This window comes from Variovorax boronicumulans, from assembly GCF_019352895.1.
GTDB classification, from domain to species: Bacteria; Pseudomonadota; Gammaproteobacteria; order Burkholderiales; family Burkholderiaceae_C; genus Variovorax; species Variovorax boronicumulans_A.
Map to the genome: position 1 here is coordinate 712,888 of NZ_JAAAFX010000004.1, position 18,826 is coordinate 731,713.

General features: G+C 66.7%; 16 protein-coding genes and 2 rRNA genes (1 of these 18 cut by a window edge). 11 read left to right on the top strand and 7 right to left on the bottom strand.

Annotated elements, in window-relative coordinates:
* Positions 1-3: 3 nt before the first annotated feature.
* Positions 4-918, bottom strand: coding sequence for a glycine--tRNA ligase subunit alpha (gene glyQ / locus K0H49_RS04880; protein ID WP_219209996.1), 915 nt, complete (start codon positions 916-918; stop codon positions 4-6).
* A gap of 156 nt (positions 919-1,074) precedes the next feature.
* Between glyQ and K0H49_RS04885 the strand changes: the two genes are divergently transcribed.
* The gene (locus tag K0H49_RS04885) at positions 1,075-1,893 is read left to right on the top strand and encodes a phosphatase PAP2 family protein (protein WP_219209997.1); all 819 of its coding nucleotides are present in this window, start codon (positions 1,075-1,077) and stop codon (positions 1,891-1,893) included.
* Between the two features lie 15 nt (positions 1,894-1,908).
* Here the strand turns inward: K0H49_RS04885 and K0H49_RS04890 are convergent, their stop codons facing one another.
* Positions 1,909-2,979, bottom strand: coding sequence for an asparaginase (locus K0H49_RS04890; protein ID WP_219209998.1), 1,071 nt, complete (start codon positions 2,977-2,979; stop codon positions 1,909-1,911).
* A 149-nt stretch (positions 2,980-3,128) separates the two neighbouring features.
* Here K0H49_RS04890 and K0H49_RS04895 point away from each other — a divergent pair, with 149 nt between their 5' ends.
* The 7 genes from K0H49_RS04895 (at position 3,129) to K0H49_RS04925 (ending at position 10,181) form a co-directional block, all read left to right on the top strand.
* Positions 3,129-3,806 (top strand): TetR/AcrR family transcriptional regulator, encoded by a 678-nt coding sequence (locus K0H49_RS04895; protein WP_257624588.1) that lies wholly within the window; start codon positions 3,129-3,131, stop codon positions 3,804-3,806.
* A gap of 126 nt (positions 3,807-3,932) precedes the next feature.
* Positions 3,933-5,195, top strand: a complete 1,263-nt coding sequence (locus tag K0H49_RS04900; RefSeq protein WP_219209999.1) for an amidohydrolase family protein — start codon at positions 3,933-3,935, stop codon at positions 5,193-5,195.
* Between the two features lie 15 nt (positions 5,196-5,210).
* Positions 5,211-6,074 carry a creatininase family protein gene (locus K0H49_RS04905; RefSeq protein WP_219210000.1) on the top strand — a complete coding sequence of 288 codons (864 nt, stop codon included), beginning with the start codon at positions 5,211-5,213 and terminating at the stop codon, positions 6,072-6,074.
* Positions 6,075-6,121: 47 nt separating this feature from the next.
* Positions 6,122-7,105, top strand: coding sequence for an ABC transporter substrate-binding protein (locus K0H49_RS04910; RefSeq protein ID WP_219210001.1), 984 nt, complete (start codon positions 6,122-6,124; stop codon positions 7,103-7,105).
* A 70-nt stretch (positions 7,106-7,175) separates the two neighbouring features.
* Positions 7,176-7,994, top strand: a complete 819-nt coding sequence (locus tag K0H49_RS04915) for an ABC transporter ATP-binding protein (RefSeq protein WP_219210002.1) — start codon at positions 7,176-7,178, stop codon at positions 7,992-7,994.
* Positions 7,991-8,809, top strand: coding sequence for an ABC transporter permease (locus K0H49_RS04920; RefSeq protein ID WP_219210003.1), 819 nt, complete (start codon positions 7,991-7,993; stop codon positions 8,807-8,809). Before K0H49_RS04915 ends, K0H49_RS04920 begins: the two co-directional genes overlap by 4 nt.
* A gap of 7 nt (positions 8,810-8,816) precedes the next feature.
* Complete coding sequence (locus tag K0H49_RS04925) at positions 8,817-10,181, top strand: FAD-binding oxidoreductase (RefSeq protein WP_219210004.1); 1,365 nt, start codon at positions 8,817-8,819, stop codon at positions 10,179-10,181.
* A gap of 3 nt (positions 10,182-10,184) precedes the next feature.
* Here the strand turns inward: K0H49_RS04925 and lnt are convergent, their stop codons facing one another.
* The 3 genes from lnt to K0H49_RS04940 form a co-directional block, all read right to left on the bottom strand.
* Positions 10,185-11,759 carry an apolipoprotein N-acyltransferase gene (lnt, locus tag K0H49_RS04930; RefSeq protein WP_219210005.1) on the bottom strand — a complete coding sequence of 525 codons (1,575 nt, stop codon included), beginning with the start codon at positions 11,757-11,759 and terminating at the stop codon, positions 10,185-10,187.
* The gene (locus K0H49_RS04935) at positions 11,759-12,637 is read right to left on the bottom strand and encodes an HlyC/CorC family transporter (protein ID WP_219210006.1); all 879 of its coding nucleotides are present in this window, start codon (positions 12,635-12,637) and stop codon (positions 11,759-11,761) included. The genes lnt and K0H49_RS04935 overlap by 1 nt, the downstream gene beginning before the upstream one ends.
* Positions 12,638-12,715: 78 nt before the next feature.
* A complete protein-coding gene (locus K0H49_RS04940) occupies positions 12,716-13,444 on the bottom strand; it encodes a GNAT family N-acetyltransferase (protein ID WP_219210007.1) in 729 nt (242 codons plus the stop codon).
* 178 nt (positions 13,445-13,622) lie between these two features.
* Between K0H49_RS04940 and K0H49_RS04945 the strand changes: the two genes are divergently transcribed.
* The 3 genes from K0H49_RS04945 to K0H49_RS04955 all read left to right on the top strand — a co-directional run bounded on the left by K0H49_RS04945 (position 13,623) and on the right by K0H49_RS04955 (position 17,099).
* Positions 13,623-14,417 (top strand): transporter substrate-binding domain-containing protein, encoded by a 795-nt coding sequence (locus tag K0H49_RS04945; protein WP_219210008.1) that lies wholly within the window; start codon positions 13,623-13,625, stop codon positions 14,415-14,417.
* Between the two features lie 73 nt (positions 14,418-14,490).
* The gene (locus K0H49_RS04950) at positions 14,491-16,188 is read left to right on the top strand and encodes an AMP-binding protein (protein ID WP_219210009.1); all 1,698 of its coding nucleotides are present in this window, start codon (positions 14,491-14,493) and stop codon (positions 16,186-16,188) included.
* Positions 16,185-17,099, top strand: coding sequence for an MBL fold metallo-hydrolase (locus K0H49_RS04955; protein WP_374122306.1), 915 nt, complete (start codon positions 16,185-16,187; stop codon positions 17,097-17,099). Before K0H49_RS04950 ends, K0H49_RS04955 begins: the two co-directional genes overlap by 4 nt.
* 159 nt (positions 17,100-17,258) lie before the next feature.
* Here the strand turns inward: K0H49_RS04955 and rrf are convergent.
* Together rrf and K0H49_RS04965 are read right to left on the bottom strand one after the other, a co-directional pair.
* Positions 17,259-17,371 (bottom strand): 5S ribosomal RNA (rrf, locus tag K0H49_RS04960).
* Positions 17,372-17,499: 128 nt separating this feature from the next.
* A 23S ribosomal RNA gene (locus K0H49_RS04965) occupies positions 17,500-18,826 on the bottom strand (it continues 1,549 nt past the right edge of the window).

Here is an 18,826-nt window from a genome sequence, read left to right on the forward strand (position 1 = left end):
CGCTCAGGCTGCTTTCTTCGTTGCCGGCGTCATCTGCGCCACCCACTCGGGCGGCGCCATCGGGAAGCCCAGCCGTTCACGGCTCTCGTAGTAGCTCTGGGCCACGGCGCGCGCGAGGTTGCGGATGCGGCCGATGTAGGCCGCGCGCTCGGTCACGCTGATCGCGCCGCGCGCGTCGAGCAGGTTGAAGCTGTGCGCGGCCTTCAGCACCTGTTCGTAGGCCGGCAGCGCGAGCTGGGCTTCGATCAGGTGCTTGGCCTGCTTCTCGTGCGCGGTGAAGGCCGAGAACAGGAAGTCGGCGTCGCTGTGCTCGAAGTTGTAGGTCGACTGTTCGACCTCGTTCTGCTTGTAGACGTCGCCATAGCTCAGGCCGTCGGTCCAGGTCAGGTTGTAGACGTTGTCCACGCCCTGCAGGTACATCGCCAGGCGCTCGAGGCCGTAGGTGATCTCGCCGGTGATGGGCCTGCAATCGATACCGCCCACCTGCTGGAAGTAGGTGAACTGCGTCACTTCCATGCCGTTGAGCCAGACTTCCCAGCCCAGGCCCCAGGCGCCGAGCGTGGGGTTTTCCCAATCGTCCTCGACGAAGCGGATGTCGTTCTTCTTCAGGTCGAAGCCCAGCGCCTCGAGCGAACCGAGGTACAGCTCGAGGATGTTCGACGGCGCGGGCTTGAGCACCACCTGGTACTGGTAGTAGTGCTGCAGGCGGTTCGGGTTCTCGCCGTAGCGGCCGTCCTTGGGTCGGCGGCTGGGCTGCACGTAGGCAGCCTTCCAGGGCTCGGGGCCGAGGGCGCGCAGGAAGGTGGCGGTGTGCGAGGTGCCCGCGCCCACTTCCATGTCGTAGGGCTGCAGCAATGCGCAGCCCTGTTCGGCCCAGTACGACTGCAGTTTGAGAATGATTTGTTGGAAGGTCAGCATGGCTCTGCGTGATGGCGGCCGCCCGGCGGGAGAACCCCGTGGCGCAACGAACCGGCTATTTTAGGGTGGGGCCGGCGCGGGGGTATCGACCGCTGACGGCGCCCTCGGCGGCTATGCTCGATCCCCCCTTTCCTCCGCGCCCCCCGCTTTCGCCCCATGCCCAACGACCACGCCGACATCGCCGCCCTTGGAGAACTGCTGGGCGCGCATGCCTGGCCCGGCTTCCTCGTGCTGCTGGCGGTGGTGGCCCTGGCGGCCGGCGGCGCGGCCTGGGCCTTCGAGCACCTGCGCCATCGGTACGTGGCGAGCGGCGAGCCGCAACCGCGGCGCCTGTTCGCCGGCCTGGCGCTGGGCCTGGCGCTGGTGCTGCTGCTGGCCTGGGGCTTTGCCGAAGTGGCGGAGGAACTGGGCCAGGGCCGGCCGATGGGCGTGTTCGACGACGCCATGAGCAGCGCCGTCGGCGCCCACACGCCGCCCGGCGTGCGCGCCGTGTTCGCGCAGCTCACGCACCTGGCCGATCCCTGGTTCGGGGCACCGCTGTCGGTGGCGGTGGCGCTGTGGCTGTGGCTGCGCGGCCACCGGGGCTTCGCTGCCGGATGGGTGGCGGCGACCGGCGGCATCGCGGTGCTCAACCATGTGCTCAAGCACATCTTCGAGCGCGCCCGCCCGGTGCACGAGGCCGGCTTCGTGCAGGTCTCGGGCTACAGCTTCCCGAGCGGCCACAGCTCGGGCTCGATGGTGATGTACGGCATGCTGGGCTACCTGGGCTTTCGCATGCTGCCGCCGGGCTGGCGCGTGCCGACGGTGGTGGCGGCCTCGGTGATCGTGTTCACCGTGGCCTGCAGCCGCATCTTCCTGCGCGCGCACTTCCCGAGCGACGTGATCGCCGGCCTGTGCTCAGGCGGCGCCTGGCTCGCGGTGTGCATCGCGAGCATCGAGTTCGCCCGCCACCGCAGCCTGAAGCGCGCGGTGTAGCGGGCGGGTTGCGGATCAGTATTCCCAGAAGATCCGCTGCAGTTCCTTGGTGTCGCTGGTCTTGGTCAGCGCGACCATCGCCAGGATGCGGGCCTTCTGCGGGCGCAGGTCGTGCGCCACCACCCAGTCGTACTTGTCGTCGGGCTGCTCGGCGTTGCGCAGCACGAAGCCGTCGGGCACGCGCGAGCTGCGGATCACGATCACACCGTCGGCACGCACCTTCTGCAGGTTGGGCACGATGCGGTTGGCCACCGAGCCGTTGCCGGTGCCGCCGTGGATCAGCGCCTTGATGCCGCTCTTGCCCAGCGCGTCGATGGCCGTCGAGGACACGCCTTCGTAGCCCATGGCGATCTCGACCGGCGGCAGCGCGGTGATGGCGTCGATGTCGAACTCCGACTGCATCGTGTGGCGCTTGACCGGCGCGCGGAACCAGTAGTTCCGGCCCTCGACCACCATGCCCAGCGGGCCCCACTGGCTCTTGAAGGCCTCGGTCTTGATGTTGATGGACTTACTCACGTCGCGACCGCTCTGGATCTCGTCGTTCATGGTCACAAGCACGCCCTTGCCCATCGCGTCCTTGCTGCCCGCGACGCTGACCGCGTTGTAGAGGTTGAGCGCGCCGTCGGCCGACAGCGCGGTGCCCGGGCGCATCGAGCCGACCACGATGATCGGCTTGGCGGTGTGCACGGTCAGCGTCAGGAAGTAGGCGGTTTCCTCCAGCGTGTCGGTGCCGTGGGTGATGACGATGCCGTCGACGTCGCTCTGCTTGGACAGCGCCGAGACGCGTTTGGCCAGCGTCAGCAGGTTGTCGTCGGTCAGGCTTTCGGAGGCCACCTGGAACACCTGCTCGCCCTTGACGTTGGCGATCTTCGTCAGTTCGGGCAGGCCGGCGATGAGCTTCTCGACGCCCACCTTGGCGGCCGCATAGGTGGCGCTGTTGACGGCCGAGGCGCCGGCCCCGGCGATGGTGCCGCCGGTGGCCAGGATCACCACATTGGGCAGGGCCTGCTGTGCCTGCGCCAGCGCGCTGGCGGCCAGCAGTGCGGCACCGGCCGCGAAGGCGCGGAAACGGGGAGAGAGGTACATGGAAACTCCTTGGGTGGTGATGAATCTTGGCGAAGCGGCGAGGAAGATACAGGAACCGTGCCCGCTTGCTTCGCGCCGCCATGCCGCCATCGCATGCCGTGATGCCCCAAGGATTACCATCGGTCGGGCGCACCCCGCGCCCCTTTGCCATGACCACCGAATCCGCCGCCCCTTCGCTGTCGACCGCCCCCGAAATGCCCGCCCCCGAGGGCCCGCTGTCGCGCGCGCGGCCGGGGCGCGAACGCATCATGGCGGCGATCCGCACCGCGGCGGTCGCGGAATTCAGCCTGCACGGGCTCAAGGGCACCTCGACCCAGGCCATCGCGGCGCGCGCCGGCCTGACCAAGCCCCAGCTGCACTACTACATCGTCGGCAAGGAGGAGCTCTACGAAGAGCTACTGATGCAGGTGCTGCATGCCTGGAAGGTGGTGTTCTCCTTCGGCGACGCGAGCGACCCGGCCACGGTGCTGGGCGACTACATCCGCAAGAAGCTCGACCACGCCATCGACAGTCCCGAGATGTCGCGCATCTTCACGCGCGAGATCCTCGACGGCGGGCGTAACCTCGACCGCTACTGGCCCAACGCGCGGGCCTGGACGCAGAAGAAGGTCGACGTGATCAACGGCTGGATCGCGCGCGGCCAGATGCGCCCGCTCGACGCGCGCATCCTGCTGATGCACATCTGGGCCATGACCCAGAGCTACGCCGACTACGCGATCCAGACCCGCGTGATGCTCGGCCTGCCGCCCGACGCGCCGATCGACCGCGAGCCGATCGCGCGCGAGCTGGTGGCCTTCGTGCTGCACGGCTGCGATATCAAGAGCTGATGCCACACGGGCACCGCGCCCGCTGATTCCCGGCCGAACGACCCAGGCGCCCCATGCCGGTGCGCCTGCGCTGGCACGTCGCTTGCATAACCTGACCACTTACTCTGATTAAGCGGTCAAATTCAAATGCGCGAGCCGGTCCTCCTGAACAATGTGCGTCTGCCGCGCTGGCTGCTGGCGGGCGACTGGCCGCAGCGCGACGGCGTGCCGGTGCTGGCGGGCGTGGCGATCGAGGGCGGCCGCGTGCGGTCGGTGCAGCCGGCCACGCCATCGCCTTCGGCCTGGGACCTCGGCGGCCGGCTGGCGCTGCCCGGCTTCGTCGACGCCCACACGCACCTCGACAAGGCCTTCACCTTGCCGCGCATGAAAGCGGTGCAGCCCGGCCTGCTGGGCGCCATCGACGCGATGCTCACCGACCGCGCGCACTGGACGCCCGAAGACGTGCGCGAGCGCGCCGCGCGCGGCCTGCAGTGGGCCTGGGCATGCGGCACCACCCATGTGCGCACGCACGTCGACTGGTGGGAGCCCGACTCGGTGCCCATGGCCTGGCCCGTGATGGCCGAGCTGGCGCAGGACTGGGCCGGCAGGGTGCGGCTGGAGCAGGTGGCGCTGATCAAGCTGCCGCTGTTCGAGGACGCGGCGCAGGCGCTGCGGCTCGCGCAGCAGGTCAAGGCCACGGGGCCGCATGCACTGCTCGGCGGCTTCGTGCATTCGACCAACTGGAGCGAGCGCGCGCTGCGCAACCTGCTGGTGGCGGCCCAGGCCTGCGAGCTGGACATCGACCTGCATGTCGACGAGGAACTCAACGCCGCGGCGGTCGGCCTGCAGACCACCGCACGCCTCCTGCGCGAGATCGGCTACGAGGGCCGCGTGGTCTGCGGCCACCTCTGCGCGCTCGCGGCCCAGCCCGAGGCACAGGCCTTCGCCACGCTCGACGCCGTGGCGCGCGCACCGATCACGGTGGTGTCGCTGCCCGCCACCAACCTGCTGCTGCAGGACGCGGTCACCGGCCGCACGCCTCGGCTGCGCGGCATCACGCTGGTGAAGGAAGCGCAGGCCCGCGGCATTCCGCTGCTGTTCGCCAGCGACAACGTGCAGGACCCCTTCTGCCGGCTCGGCAGCTTCGACCCGATCGAGGCGCTGGGCACGGCCGCGCTGGTGGCGCAGCTCGACGCGCCTTTCGACACCTGGTCGCAGGCGCTGTGCCGCGCCGACTGGTTGCGGCGCGGCACGGCGCCCGCACGCCCCACGCTGGTCGGCGAGCGCGCCGATCTGGTGCTCTTCACCGATGCCGACCGCCACGGCTGGCCCTCGCGCAGCGCGAACCGCGTGGTGCTGCGCGACGGCCATGTGGCGCACGGCGACGCCACGCCTTTTCTCCCGACCTGACGAACAGGAATTCCCATGCTCCACGGCTACATCCCGCCCCACCGCTTCCTGCCCTACCTGAGCTGGACCGAAATCGCCGCGCTGCCCAACCGCGAGAACACCGTGATCGTGCTGCCCTGCGGCGCCATCGAGCAGCACGGCCCGCACCTGCCGTGTTCGGTCGACAGCGTGATCAGCTCGGGCGTGATGGGCAAGGCGCTGGAGAAGCTGCCGGCCGAGGTGCGCGCCTTCGCGCTGCCCACCCTCACCTACGGCAAGTCGGAAGAGCACCTGCACTTCCCCGGCACCATGACCTTGACCGGCACCACGCTGCTCTCGACCGTGATCGAGATCGGCGAGTCGGTCTACCGCTCGGGTTTCCGCAAGCTGCTGTTCGCCAACGGCCATGGCGGCCAGCCGCAGGTGCTGGAGATGGCGGCGCGTGAACTGCGGCTGCGCCATGGCGACTTCGTGGTGGTGCCGCACGGCGTGTCGCGCCTGCCGAGCGCGGCCAGCCAGCAGGTCAGCGAACAGGAGAAGAAGCTCGCGATGCATGCCGGCCATTCCGAGACCGCGCTGATGCTCGCGCTCGCACCCGAGACGGTGCACATGGAGCGCGCGGTCGCCAACTTCCCGCCGCCCTTCCCGATCAAGCTGCTGTCGGCCGACGGCCGCCCGGCCTGCGCCTGGACCGCGCGCGACTTCGGCCCCAGCGGCGTGATCGGCGACCCGACCACCGCCACGCGCGAACAGGGCCACGCCATCCTCGACACGCTGTCCGACAGCTGGGCCCAGGCGCTGACCGAGCTGCATGCGCTGCAGTGGATCGTGCGCGAGGAAGCCACCTGGGCGCGCGGCCACCAGCAGGGCTTCATCCAGCAAAGCTTCACGCCGGCCTGAAGCGGCGCTCCTTTTTCGTCCCCTTCATCTTCAAAGAGGTCCACGCCATGCGCTCTCTCGCACGTTCCCTGGTCGGCGCCGCCGCCATCGCCCTGTTCGCCGCCGCGTCCGCGCACGCCGACGACAAGTTCACCTACATGACCAACTGGTACGCGCAGGCCGAGCACGGCGGCTTCTACCAGGCCGTGGCGCAGGGCCTCTACAAGAAGCATGGCCTGGACGTGACCATCAAGATGGGCGGCCCGCAGGTCAACATCACGCAGATGATGGCCGCCGGCCAGGCCGACTGCATCATGGGTTCGAGCGACATCCAGATGATGCAGGTGCGCGAAGGCGGCGTGCCGGTGGTCAACGTCGCGGCCTTCATGCAGAAGGACCCGCAGGTGCTGATCGCGCACGACGACGTCAAGAAGTTCGAGGACCTCAAGGGCAAGACGCTGCTGATCGGCGCGCAGGCCAACCGCGGCTACTGGCCCTGGCTCAAGGCCAAGTTCGGCTTCACCGACGAACAGGCGCGGCCCTACACCTTCAACATCCAGCCCTTCGTGGCCGACAAGAATGCCGCGCAGCAGGGCTACCTGACCTCGGAGCCCTACGCGATCCAGAAGGCCGGCGTGAAGAGCACGGTGCTGATGTTCAGCGACCACGGCTATCCCTCGTACGCGGTCACGGTGTCGTGCATGGACAAGACCGTGAAGGAGCGCAGCAAGCAGGTCGCGGCCTTCGTCAAGGCTTCGGCCGAAGGCTGGAAGAGCTACCTCGCCGATCCCGCGCCCGCCAACGCGCTGATCAAGAAGGACAACCCCAACATGACCGACGAACAGCTGGCCTACAGCGTGGCCAAGCTCAAGGAGCTGGGGATGATCACCGGCGGCGACGCGGCCAAGCTGGGCATCGGCGTGATCACCGATGCGCGCGCCAAGGCCAGCTACGGCTTCCTGGTGAGCGCCAAGCTGCTCGACCCGGCCAAGGTGGATGTGGCCAAGACCTACACGACCGAGTTCGTGAAAGACCTCAAGGTCCTGCCCTGATCGCCTGGACATCGTTCAGCCCTGACACCCGACGGCCGCGCGTGGCGGCCGTGCTCGAAAGGCCTTTGGCATGAATCGCATCGAACCCCAGGCGCTTGCTCCCGCGGTGCCCGCTGTCGAGATCCTCTCGGCCGACAAGACCTATCCCAACGGCACGCAGGCGCTGCTGCCGGTGGACCTGTCGATCGCCGAGGGCGAGTTCGTCACGCTGCTCGGTCCCTCGGGCTGCGGCAAGAGCACGCTGCTCAAGATGGTGGCCGGCATGCTCGAACCCAGCGACGGGCGGCTGCTGGTCTGGCGCAAGCCGGTGAGCCAGCTGCACGACAGCACGCGCCGGATGTCCTTCGTGTTCCAGTCGGCCACGCTGATGCCCTGGGCCAGCGTGCGCACCAACGTGCGGCTGCCGCTGGACCTGGCCGGCGTGCCGCGCGCCGAGGCCGAGGCGCGTGTGAGCGAATCGCTGGCGCTGGTGGGCCTGGAGAAGTTCGCCGACGCGCTGCCGCGTGCGCTCTCGGGCGGCATGCAGATGCGCGTGTCGATCGCGCGCGGCCTGGTCACGCAGCCCGACCTGCTGCTGATGGACGAGCCCTTCGGCGCGCTCGACGAGATCACGCGCCACAAGCTCGACGCCGACCTGCTCGAGCTCTGGCGCAAGAAGAAGCTGACGGTGATCTTCGTCACGCATTCGATCCACGAGGCCGTCTTCCTGTCGAGCCGCGTGGTGATGATGGCCGCCCGGCCAGGCCGCGTGGTGGAACAGTTCCAGATCGACGAGCCCTATCCGCGCAGCGCCGACTTCATGGTCACGCCCGCGTTCGCGCGCTACGCCAAGCAACTGCAGGACAGCCTGCTGCGCGCCAGCACGCTGGAAGAGGAGGCGGCGCGATGAACGCCCCCTACAAGGCGCGCGTGCCCTTGCTGGACCAGCCGCGCGTGCAGCGCGTGCTGTATCCGGTGCTGATCGGCGTGGTGCTGGTGGCGCTGTGGCAATGGATGGTGGTGGCGATGGAGCTGCCGCCCTACCTCGTGCCCTCGCCGTACCTGATGCTGCAGACGCTGATCGCCGACTGGGTGCCGCTGGGCAATGCGCTGCTTGTCACGCTCAAGATCACCTTGCTGTCCTTCGGGCTGGCCACGGTGGCGGGCGTGCTGATCTCCTTCCTGTTCGTGCAGAGCAAGCGCATCGAGACCGCGCTCTTCCCCTATGCGGTGCTGCTGCAGGTCACGCCCATCGTGGCGGTGGCGCCGCTGATCATCATCTGGGTCAAGAACCCGGTCGCGGCCATGACAGTGTGCGCCGCGCTGGTGGCGCTGTTCCCGATCATCGCCAACACCACGCTGGGCCTGCGCAGCATCGACCCCGACCTGCAGAGCTACTTCAAGCTCAACCGCGCCACGCGCTGGCAGCAGCTGGTGCGGCTGCGCATCCCGAGCGCGCTGCCCTACTTCTTCGGCGGCCTGCGCATCTCCAGCGGCCTCGCGCTGATCGGCGCGGTGGTGGCCGAGTTCGTCGCGGGCACGGGCGGCTCGGGCGCGGGGCTGGCCTACCAGATCCTGCAGGCCGGCTTCCAGCTCAACATCCCGCGCATGTTCGCGGCCCTGCTGCTGATTTCCCTCACCGGCGTCGCGCTCTTCGTGCTCATGGCCTGGCTCTCGAAGCTGGCGCTGGGCTCGTGGCACGCGAGCGAACTTTCCCAGGACTGACTTGACCATGAACGCTCCCGCCTCCGCCATCGAGCAGCTGCTGCTCGAACTCCCCGACCTCGAATGGATCACCGACGAAGGCCGCGTCACGCGCCTGTCGCAGGACTTCTCCTGGTTCAGCCCGGTGCTGGTGCGCCAGCTCGAGGGCAAGCGCGCCGATGTCGTCGTGCGCCCGCGCACCGAGGACGAGATCCGCGCCGTGGTCGGTGCCTGCGCGCGCCGCGGCGTGCCAATCACCATCCGCGGCAGCGGCACCGGCAACTACGGCCAGACCACGCCGCTCGCCGGCGGCGTGGTGCTCGACATGACCGGCTACAACGCCTGCCTCTGGGTGCAGCCGGGCGTGGTGCGCGCGCAGGCCGGCATCCGGCTGGGCGAGCTGGAGAAGAAGACCAAGGCCACGGGCCAGGAACTGCGCTGCGTGCCCTCGACCTACCGCAGCGCCACGCTGGGCGGCCTGTTCGGCGGCGGCTTCGGCGGCGTGGGCTCGATCAACCACGGGCCGCTGAGCGCGCCGGGCAACGTGCTCGGCATCCGTGCGATGACCATCGAGGCCGAGCCGCAGATGATCGAGCTGCGCGGCGCCGAGGCGATGCGCATGCACCACCTGTGGGGCACCAACGGCCTGGTGCTCGAACTGGAATTCGCGCTGGCGCCGGCGCATCCGTGGCTCGAGACGCTCGTGACTTTCGACGACTTCGAACGCGCGCTGAATTTCGCCGACAAGCTCGCGAACGCGCCGGGCATCGTGAAGCGCGGCGTCTCCTTCTTCGCGGCGCCGATTTCCGATCATCTGGCGCAGCTGGCCGCGCACCTGCCCAAGGGCTGCCACACGGTGCTGTCGCTGGTGGCCGAATCGTCGGAGCCCGCGATGCTGCTGCTGGTGGAAGCGCATGGCGGCACGGTGAGCTACCGCAAGACGGCGGCCGAGGTGCAGAAGAGCAACCGCACGCTGATGGAGTTCACCTGGAACCACACGACGCTGCACGCGCTCAAGGTCGACCCGACGCTGACCTACCTGCAGAGCGGCTTCATCCCCGGCCGGCACGTCGAGCAGATCGTCGAGATGGAGAAGCTGCTGGGCGGCGAGGTGATGATGCACACCGAGTTCATCCGCAACGTGGCCGGGCTCATGACCTGCAGCGGGCTGCAGCTGGTGCGCTTTCGCACCGAGGAGCGGCTCAACGAGATCATCGACATCCACCGCGCGCACCAGGTGCACATCAACAACCCGCACGTGAACATCGTGGAAGACGGCAAGGCCGGCGGCCCGCTGCCGCCCGAGGTCATCGCGGTCAAGCACCGCTTCGATCCGCTGGGCCTGCTCAACCCGGGCAAGCTGCGCGACTGGCCGGTGAAGACCGGCGCCTGAGGTTCAGCGCGGGCGGCGGCCCAGCACGAAGGCCGAGGCCACGGTGCCCAGCGCGAGGATCCACAGCGGCCACAGGCCGAAGGGCGCGACCCAGCGTGCATAGGGCGTGAGCCCGCGGCGGCCTTCGACGCTGGCCTCGAGCACGCCGCGCGTGAGCCGCGGCAGCGCGTGCGTGACACGGCCCTGGGCGTCGATCACCACCGTGGCGCCGGTGTTGGTGGCACGCACCATCGGCCGTGCGAACTCGAGCGCGCGCATGCGCGAGATCGACAGGTGCTGGTCGATGGCCACCGAGTCGCCGAACCATGCGATGTTGCTCACGTTGAGCAGGATGGTCGGGGCCGTGGCCTCGTCCTTGAAGTTGGCGCCGATCTCGTCGCCGAACAGATCTTCGTAGCAGATGTTGGGCGCGATGCGCTGGCCCTGCCAGAGAAGGGGCGCCTGCGCGAGGCCACCGCGCGCGAAGTCGCCCAGCGGGATGCGCATCATGTCGATGAACCAGCGGAAGCCCGTGGGGATGAACTCGCCGAAAGGCACCAGGTGGTGCTTGCTGTAGACATAGGCTTGCGCGGCCTGGGGCTGGAAGCCGAGCACCGCGTTGCTGTAGGTGCCCGGGCCGGCCGTGTCGCTCATGGGCAGGCCGACGATCGCCGCCTGATGGCCCTGGCTGTAGCGGGCCTGGATCGCATCGAGGTAGCCGGGCGGCAGCTGGCGCGGCAGCAGGGGCAGGGCGGTCTCGGGCGTGACCACCAGCGAGGCCTTGGCGTCGCGCAGCTGCTCGCCGTACCAGCGCAGCGCGAGGTCGATGCCGCCGCCGGGAATGAATTTCTCGTCCTGCGGGATGTTGCCCTGGAGCAGCGCGACCTCGAGTTTGCCGGTCGAGCCCTTGTCGCCCTGCACGTCGGCGCGCAGCGCGGGCACGAGCTGCGGCAGCGCGAACACCAGCGCCATCAGCAACAGCGCCGCACCGAGCTCGACGCTCCGCACCGCACGCCGCAGCGCCGCCAGTGCCACCACCAGCGCGGCGGCCGCGCCGATGCCGTAGACGCCGACCCAGGGCGCGAGTGCGGCCAGCGGGCCCTCGACATGCGCATAGCCGCCGGCGCCCCATGGCAGGCCGGTGAACCAGCTGCCGCGCACGAGTTCGGCCAGTGTCCAGAGCGCGGCGAAGACCAGCGCGCCCGTCACACGTCCCCTGGGACCGCGCACCACGAACCAGGCGGCCGCGACCGCGTAGTAGAGGCCCAGCCCCGCCGCCAGCGCGAGCACGGCGAGCGCGGCCAGCGGCGCCGGCAGGCCGCCGTAGGTGTGCATCGAGATGAACAGCCACCAGAAGCTGCCGGCCAGCCAGGCGGTCGAGAACAGCCAGCCATGCAGGCCGGCGCGGCGCCAGCCCGCGCCCTGCGCGCGCAGGCCGTCGAGCAGCCAGACCAGTGCGGCCAGCGACAGCAGCTGCAGCCACCACAGCGGCTTGCCGCCCGCGGGCGAGGCCATCGACAGGGCCTGGGCCAGCCCGGCAACGCCGAAGCCCAGCAGGCGGAACAGGTTGGCGGAGGTGGAAGCCGGCGCGCCGCGCATCAGTCGGCCGCGTCGCTGCCGCGGGCCGGCGACACCTTGAACCAGCGCACCGCGCCGCCCTTGGTGTGCAGCACCACGAAGTCGAAGCCGCCCAGCGCGTGGTGCTCGCCCTTCTTGGGCACGTGGCCCATCTCGTGGGCGATCAGGCCGCCGATGGTGTCGAAGTCCTCGCTCAGCGCCTCGTCGTCGAAGGTGATGCCGAAGGCCTCGCCGACGCGCTCGATCGGCGTGTCGCCCGAGACGCGGTAGGTGTGGTCGGCCAGGCCGAAGATGTCGCCCTCGTCTTCGGCGATGTCGAACTCGTCCTCGATCTCGCCGACGATCTGCTCGAGCACGTCCTCGATGGTGATCAGCCCGGCCACGCGGCCGAACTCGTCGATCACGATCGCGAGGTGGTTGCGGTTGCCGCGAAACTCGCGCAGCAGGTCGTTCAGGCCCTTGCTCTCGGGCACGAAGGTCGCGGGCCGCAGCAGCGCCCGGATGTTGAGACCCGGCGCGCGCTGCAGCTTGAGCAGGTCCTTCGCGAGCAGGATGCCGATGATGTTTTCCTTCTCGCCCTCGTACACCGGAAAGCGCGAGTGCGCGGTGTCGATCACGACGTGCAGCAGCGCGTCATAGGGCGAGTCGATGTTCACCAGGTCCATGCGCGGCGCGGCGACCATCACGTCGCCAGCCGTCATGTCGGCCATCCGCAGCACCCCTTCGAGCATGACGCGCGATTCGGCGCCGATCACGTCGTTGTCTTCGGCGTCTGCGAGGGTTTCGATCAGCTCGTCGCGCGAATCCGGTCCTGGATGGATGAATTCGGCGAGTTTTTGAAGAAAGCTGCGTTTGTCTTCCCGTTCAACGGGAGTGCGATCAGGGTGAGGGTCGGCCACTGCGGGAGGGCGGAGTTGGGGAAGCGCAAGGATAACGGAAAGGCAATGCCCTCCGTTGCGCCCGCCCCGGAGGCCTGCTCAGGGGGCCGATTTCTCGCGCGCGGCGCGCATGCCGCTGCGCACTTCCTGCACGGTGGCCAGGAAGGACCAGAACTGCTTGGCGCGGGTCTTCAGTTGGTAGTCGACCTCGGCGTAATGCTCGAGTGCGATCGCGTTCAGGCGACTGTCGAGCGTGGCCGAAGGCAGCTGCAGATGGGCCTCGGATTCCGAGCCGCTGCGCACCACGGAGGCCCCGGCCTTGCGGGCGATCTTGAGCATTGCCGCGTTCTCGCTGAGCGCATGGATGAACAGCATGCCCACGCCCTCGTTGCGCGCCGTGACGACCGCGCGCTCGAACAGGCGCGCGCCGTAGCCGCGGCCGCGCGCATGGGCCGCCACCGACACACCGAATTCCGCGCATTCGCGGGGCTGGTCGGCGGGCGCGAAGGCGACGTGCGCCATCGCGATGAGATCGAGGCGGCGGTTGTAGATGCCGAACAGTTCGTCGCGCTCGAAGTCGAGGCCGTCGACATAGCGCTGCACCTGCTCGTCGGAGGCGGCGTAGCCGAAACGAAGGTAGCGGTCGTTGGGCGTCAGCGCCAGCAGATGGGTGGCGATCCGGTGCCGCTCGCGCGGACCGATGGTGCGGATGGGGACCAGCACCGGCGTCGGCGCGGGGCGGCTGCGCGCCTGCGCCTCGACGATCGGCGCGCGAAAGAAGGAGCCGATGCCCAGGGTGGCTTGGAAAAAGGCCTTGACGGGGTGCATGGGTCAAATATAAGGGTTTATCCCTATTACACAAGTATCAGTTTTCACAAGGCGAGAAGAAACGCACGGATTGGAGAGCAGTCCCCAGAAAGCGTTGCGCGATGGCCGCGTCGGCACCCGCATTCCGCGGGCGCAGAATGCCTTTCCATCCTTGACTTGCCGCCACCGGAGAGTGCCCATGCATCGTCTGTCCTTGCCTCGTGTTGCCCTGGTCATCGTCAGCATCGCCTTGCTCGGCGCCTGCACCACGCCCCCGCCCGCTCCGGCGCCCTCGCGGCTGGACACGGTGCAGAGCTCAGCCCGGCTGCGTGTCTGCACGCCCGGCGACTACAAGCCCTTCAGCTTCCAGAAGCCGGATGCCGGCTTCGAGGGCATCGACGTCGACCTGGTGGACAGCCTGGCGGCGAGCTTGGGCGCAAAGCCGACCTGGGTCAAGACCACCTGGGCCAACCTGCTGCCCGACCTGGTCGCCGACCGCTGCGACATCGCCGTCGGTGGGGTCTCGGTGACGACGGACCGTCAGAAGAAAGCGTTCTTCAGTACGCCTTACATGGTCAACGGCAAGACGCCGATCGCGCGTTGCGCGGACGTGCAGAAGTACCAGAGCGTCGCGGCCATCGACCAGCCGGGCACGCGTGTGATCTTCAACCCGGGCGGCAGCAACGAGCGCTTCGCCCGTGCCAACTTCAAGCGCGCGCAGATGACGCTGCATGGCGAGAACGTGACGATCTTCGACGAGATCCTCGCCAACCGCGCCGACGTGTTCGTCACCGAAGCCGCCGAGGCGCTCACGCAGCAGCGGCTCAAGCCCGGGCTCTGCGCCGTCAACCCCGACAAGCCGCTGCAGTACGGCGAGATGGCCTGGATGCTGCCGCGCGACGACGGGGCCTTCAAGGCCTACGTCGACCAATGGCTGCACCTCGCGCAAGCGAGCGGCGAACTGCCGCGCGTGATGGACCGCTGGCTCAAGTAGCGCGCTGCACTGGGGCAAGCCCCCAGACCGGATTGCCATGCGGCCTCGCACAATGCGTTGCAAAGGAGCGCGCATGCAGTCATCCGTCTTGAATAGCTATCCGCCTGGAGTGCCTCACGAGGTTCATCCCGAGCAATACCGGTCGCTGGGCCATATGTTCGACGAGGCCTTCCAGCGCTACGCCGAGCGCCCGTTCTCGGTGTGCATGGAGCAATGGATGTCCTATGCGCAGCTCGACCGGCAGTCCAAGGCCATGGGCGCCTGGCTGCAGTCGCAGGGGCTCGAGCCCGGTGCCAAGGTCGCGATCATGCTGCCCAACGTGCCACAGTTCGCGGTCACGATGTGCGGCGTGCTGCGCGCCGGCTTCACCTGCGTGAACGTCAACCCGCTCTACACCGCGCGTGAACTCGAGCACCAACTGAAGGATTCGGGCGCCACGACCATCGTGATCCTCGAGAACTTCGCGACCACGCTGCAGCAGGTGATCGAGCGCACGCCGATCCAGCATGTGGTGATCACGTCGATGGGCGATCTGCTCGGCGGCCTCTACGGCACCTGGATCACGCTGGCCGTGCGGCACCTCGCGCGCATGGTGCCGCCCTACAAGCTGCCGCTGGACGGCGGGCGCACGGTCACGCCTTTCTCGCAGGTCATGAGCCAGGGTGCGCAACGCACGTTGAGCAAGGATCCCAGCACGCTCGATTCGGTGGCCTTTCTGCAGTACACGGGCGGCACGACCGGGCTGTCCAAGGGCGCGGTGCTCACGCACCGCAACATCGTCGCCGCCACGCTGCAGGCCGAGGCCTGGTTCACGCCGGCGCTCGGGCGCGCGGGCGATCTGTCCAAGGTCAACAGCATCGCAGCCTTGCCGCTGTATCACATCTTCGCGCTCACGCTGTGCCTGCTGGCGATCCGCCAGGGCTCGCACCTGACGCTGATTCCCAACCCGCGCGATCTCAACAAGTTCATCGCCGTGCTGAAGAAGCGGCCCTTCCACATGCTGCCGGCGGTCAACACGCTGTTCAACGCGCTGCTGGTGCATCCCGAATTCAAGAAGCTGGACTTCTCGACCCTGTTCGTGTCGCAGGCGGGCGGCATGGCCGCCTCCGAGGGCACGGCCAAGCGCTGGTTCGAGACCACGGGTTGCCCCATGATCGAAGGCTGGGGCATGAGCGAGACCTGCGCCATCGGCACCAACAACCCCGTGAGCAACACCGCGTTCACCGGCACCATCGGCCTTCCCTTGCCGGGCATCGAGATTGCCATCAAGGATGACGAAGGCCGCTCCTTGCCGAACGGGCAGGCCGGCGAGCTCTGCATCAAGGGGCCCAACGTGATGAGGGGCTATCACAACCAACCCGCGGAGACGGCCGCGGCGTTCACCGCCGACGGCTTCATGCGCACCGGCGACATCGCCGTGATGCAGGACGACGGCTACAGCCGCATCGTGGACCGCAAGAAGGACATGATCCTGGTCAGCGGCTTCAACGTCTTTCCCAACGAACTCGAGAACGTCATCTCGCTGTGCCCTGGCGTCGTGGAATGTGCAGCCATCGGCGTGCCCGACGAGAAGCAGGGCGAGGCCATCAAGGTCTTCGTGGTGCGCAAGGACGCCACGGTGACGGAAGAGGCCGTGCTGCGCTACTGCCACGAGAACCTCACCGGCTACAAGCGGCCCCGGCACATCGAGTTCAAGGACGCCCTGCCCAAGACCAACGTCGGGAAGATTCTTCGGCGCGAGCTGCGCACCACCACGACGACATCGGCGTGACGCGCCCTTTTCCGGCGGACATCACGGTCTTCGAGCGCGGCTGGCTGTCGTCGAACAACATCCTGCTGCAAGGCGAGCAGGCGGTTCTGATCGACAGCGGCTATGTCACGCATGCGGCGCAGACCGTGGCGCTGGTCGAAGAAGCGTTGCACGGGCAAGCGTTGTCCTTGCTGATCAACACGCACCTTCACAGCGACCACTGCGGCGGCAACGCCGCGCTGCAACAGCGCTATCCGACACTTCGCACCGAAGTCCCTGCGGGCGAGGCCAGTGCCGTGGCGATGTGGGATCAAGGTGCGCTGAGCTATCGCGCGACAGGACAGCAGTGCCCTCGTTTCAGGGCGCAGGGAACCGTGACCGGCCAGACCGAACGACAGCTGGGCGATCGGCGCTGGGAAGTGCACGCCGCACCGGGGCACGATCCCCATTCGGTGATGCTGTTCGAGCCGGAATCGCGCACCTTGATCTCGGCGGATGCCCTGTGGGAACACGGTTTCGGCGTGGTGTTTCCCGAACTGATCGGAGAGCCCTCTTTCGCGGAAGTGGCGGCGACGCTGGACCATATCGAACGGCTGGACCCTCAATGGGTCGTGCCTGGCCACGGCCGCGTGTTTTCGGACGTCGGCACGGCCTTGTCTACAGCCCGCCGACGTCTGGACGGCATGGTCCGCGACCCGGTCAAGCATGCAAGGCATGCCTTCAAGGTATTGATCAAGTTCAAGCTGCTGGAGCAGCAGCGCATGTCCACGGCGCAATGGGCGGAGTGGCGAGACGCGACGCCGTACTTCAAAGCGATTCACACGCGTTTTTTCAGCGCACGGGCGCTGGAATCGCTGAGCGAGGAACTGCTGGACGAGCTTATTGGCTCGGGCGCGGCGCGCCGGGAGGGCGACAGCCTGCTCAATGTCTAGTTTGCGGGCCAATACCGATGGCCGCATCACTGCATGAACGGAATGGGTGTTCAGGTGAATGCATGCTGCGGCATTGCCATTGCGCCCGCAATTCCATTTCCGTTTCCCCAAAAAGAAAAGCCCCAACCGGTTGGTTGGGGCTTGTCTAGGGCTGTAAGAGCCTGACGATGACCTACTTTCACACGGGAACCCGCACTATCATCGGCGCTGACGCGTTTCACTGTCCTGTTCGGGATGGGAAGGAGTGGTACCACGTCGCTATGGTCATCAGGCATAACTTGTTGTCTGGCTGATCACATGATCAACCAAACGAATTCATAGAGTTTGGAATCAGCTTTTGGCGAATTATTTTGAATGCGTCAACTTGGCATAACACCTTGATCAGATTGATCAAAGTTATAGGGTCAAGCCGCACGAGCAATTAGTATCAGTTAGCTTAACGCATTACTGCGCTTCCACACCTGACCTATCAACGTCCTGGTCTTGAACGACTCTTTAGGGGGCTCAAGGCCCCGGCAGATCTCATCTTGAAACGAGTTTCCCGCTTAGATGCTTTCAGCGGTTATCTCTTCCACACTTAGCTACTCGGCAATGCCACTGGCGTGACAACCGATACACCAGAGGTGTGTCCACTCCGGTCCTCTCGTACTAGGAGCAGGCTTCCTCAAATCTGCAGCGCCCACGGAAGATAGGGACCAAACTGTCTCACGACGTTTTAAACCCAGCTCACGTACCTCTTTAAATGGCGAACAGCCATACCCTTGGGACCGGCTACAGCCCCAGGATGAGATGAGCCGACATCGAGGTGCCAAACACCGCCGTCGATATGAACTCTTGGGCGGTATCAGCCTGTTATCCCCAGAGTACCTTTTATCCGTTGAGCGATGGCCCTTCCATACAGAACCACCGGATCACTATGTCCTGCTTTCGCATCTGCTCGACTTGTCAGTCTCGCAGTTAAGCACGCTTATGCCATTGCACTATCGTCACGATGTCCGACCGTAACTAGCGTACCTTCGAACTCCTCCGTTACGCTTTGGGAGGAGACCGCCCCAGTCAAACTGCCTACCATGCACTGTCCCCGATCCAGATAATGGACCTAGGTTAGAACCTCAAACACACCAGGGTGGTATTTCAACGTTGGCTCCACAAGATCTAGCGACCCTGCTTCAAAGCCTCCCACCTATCCTACACAGATCTGTTCAAAGTCCAATACAAAGCTACAGTAAAGGTTCATGGGGTCTTTCCGTCTTTCCGCGGGGAGATTGCATCATCACAAACATTTCAACTTCGCTGAGTCTCAGGAGGAGACAGTGTGGCCATCGTTACGCCATTCGTGCAGGTCGGAACTTACCCGACAAGGAATTTCGCTACCTTAGGACCGTTATAGTTACGGCCGCCGTTTACTGGGACTTCAATCAAGAGCTTGCACCCCATCATTTAATCTTCCAGCACCGGGCAGGCGTCACACCCTATACGTCCACTTTCGTGTTTGCAGAGTGCTGTGTTTTTAATAAACAGTCGCAGCCACCGATTTTTTGCAACCCATTCATGCTTCGTTGTTCACTACACACTAATAGGGCACACCTTCTTCCGAAGTTACGGTGTCAATTTGCCGAGTTCCTTCTCCTGAGTTCTCTCAAGCGCCTTAGAATACTCATCTCGCGCACCAGTGTCGGTTTGCGGTACGGTCGTATATAGCTGAAGCTTAGTGGCTTTTCCTGGAA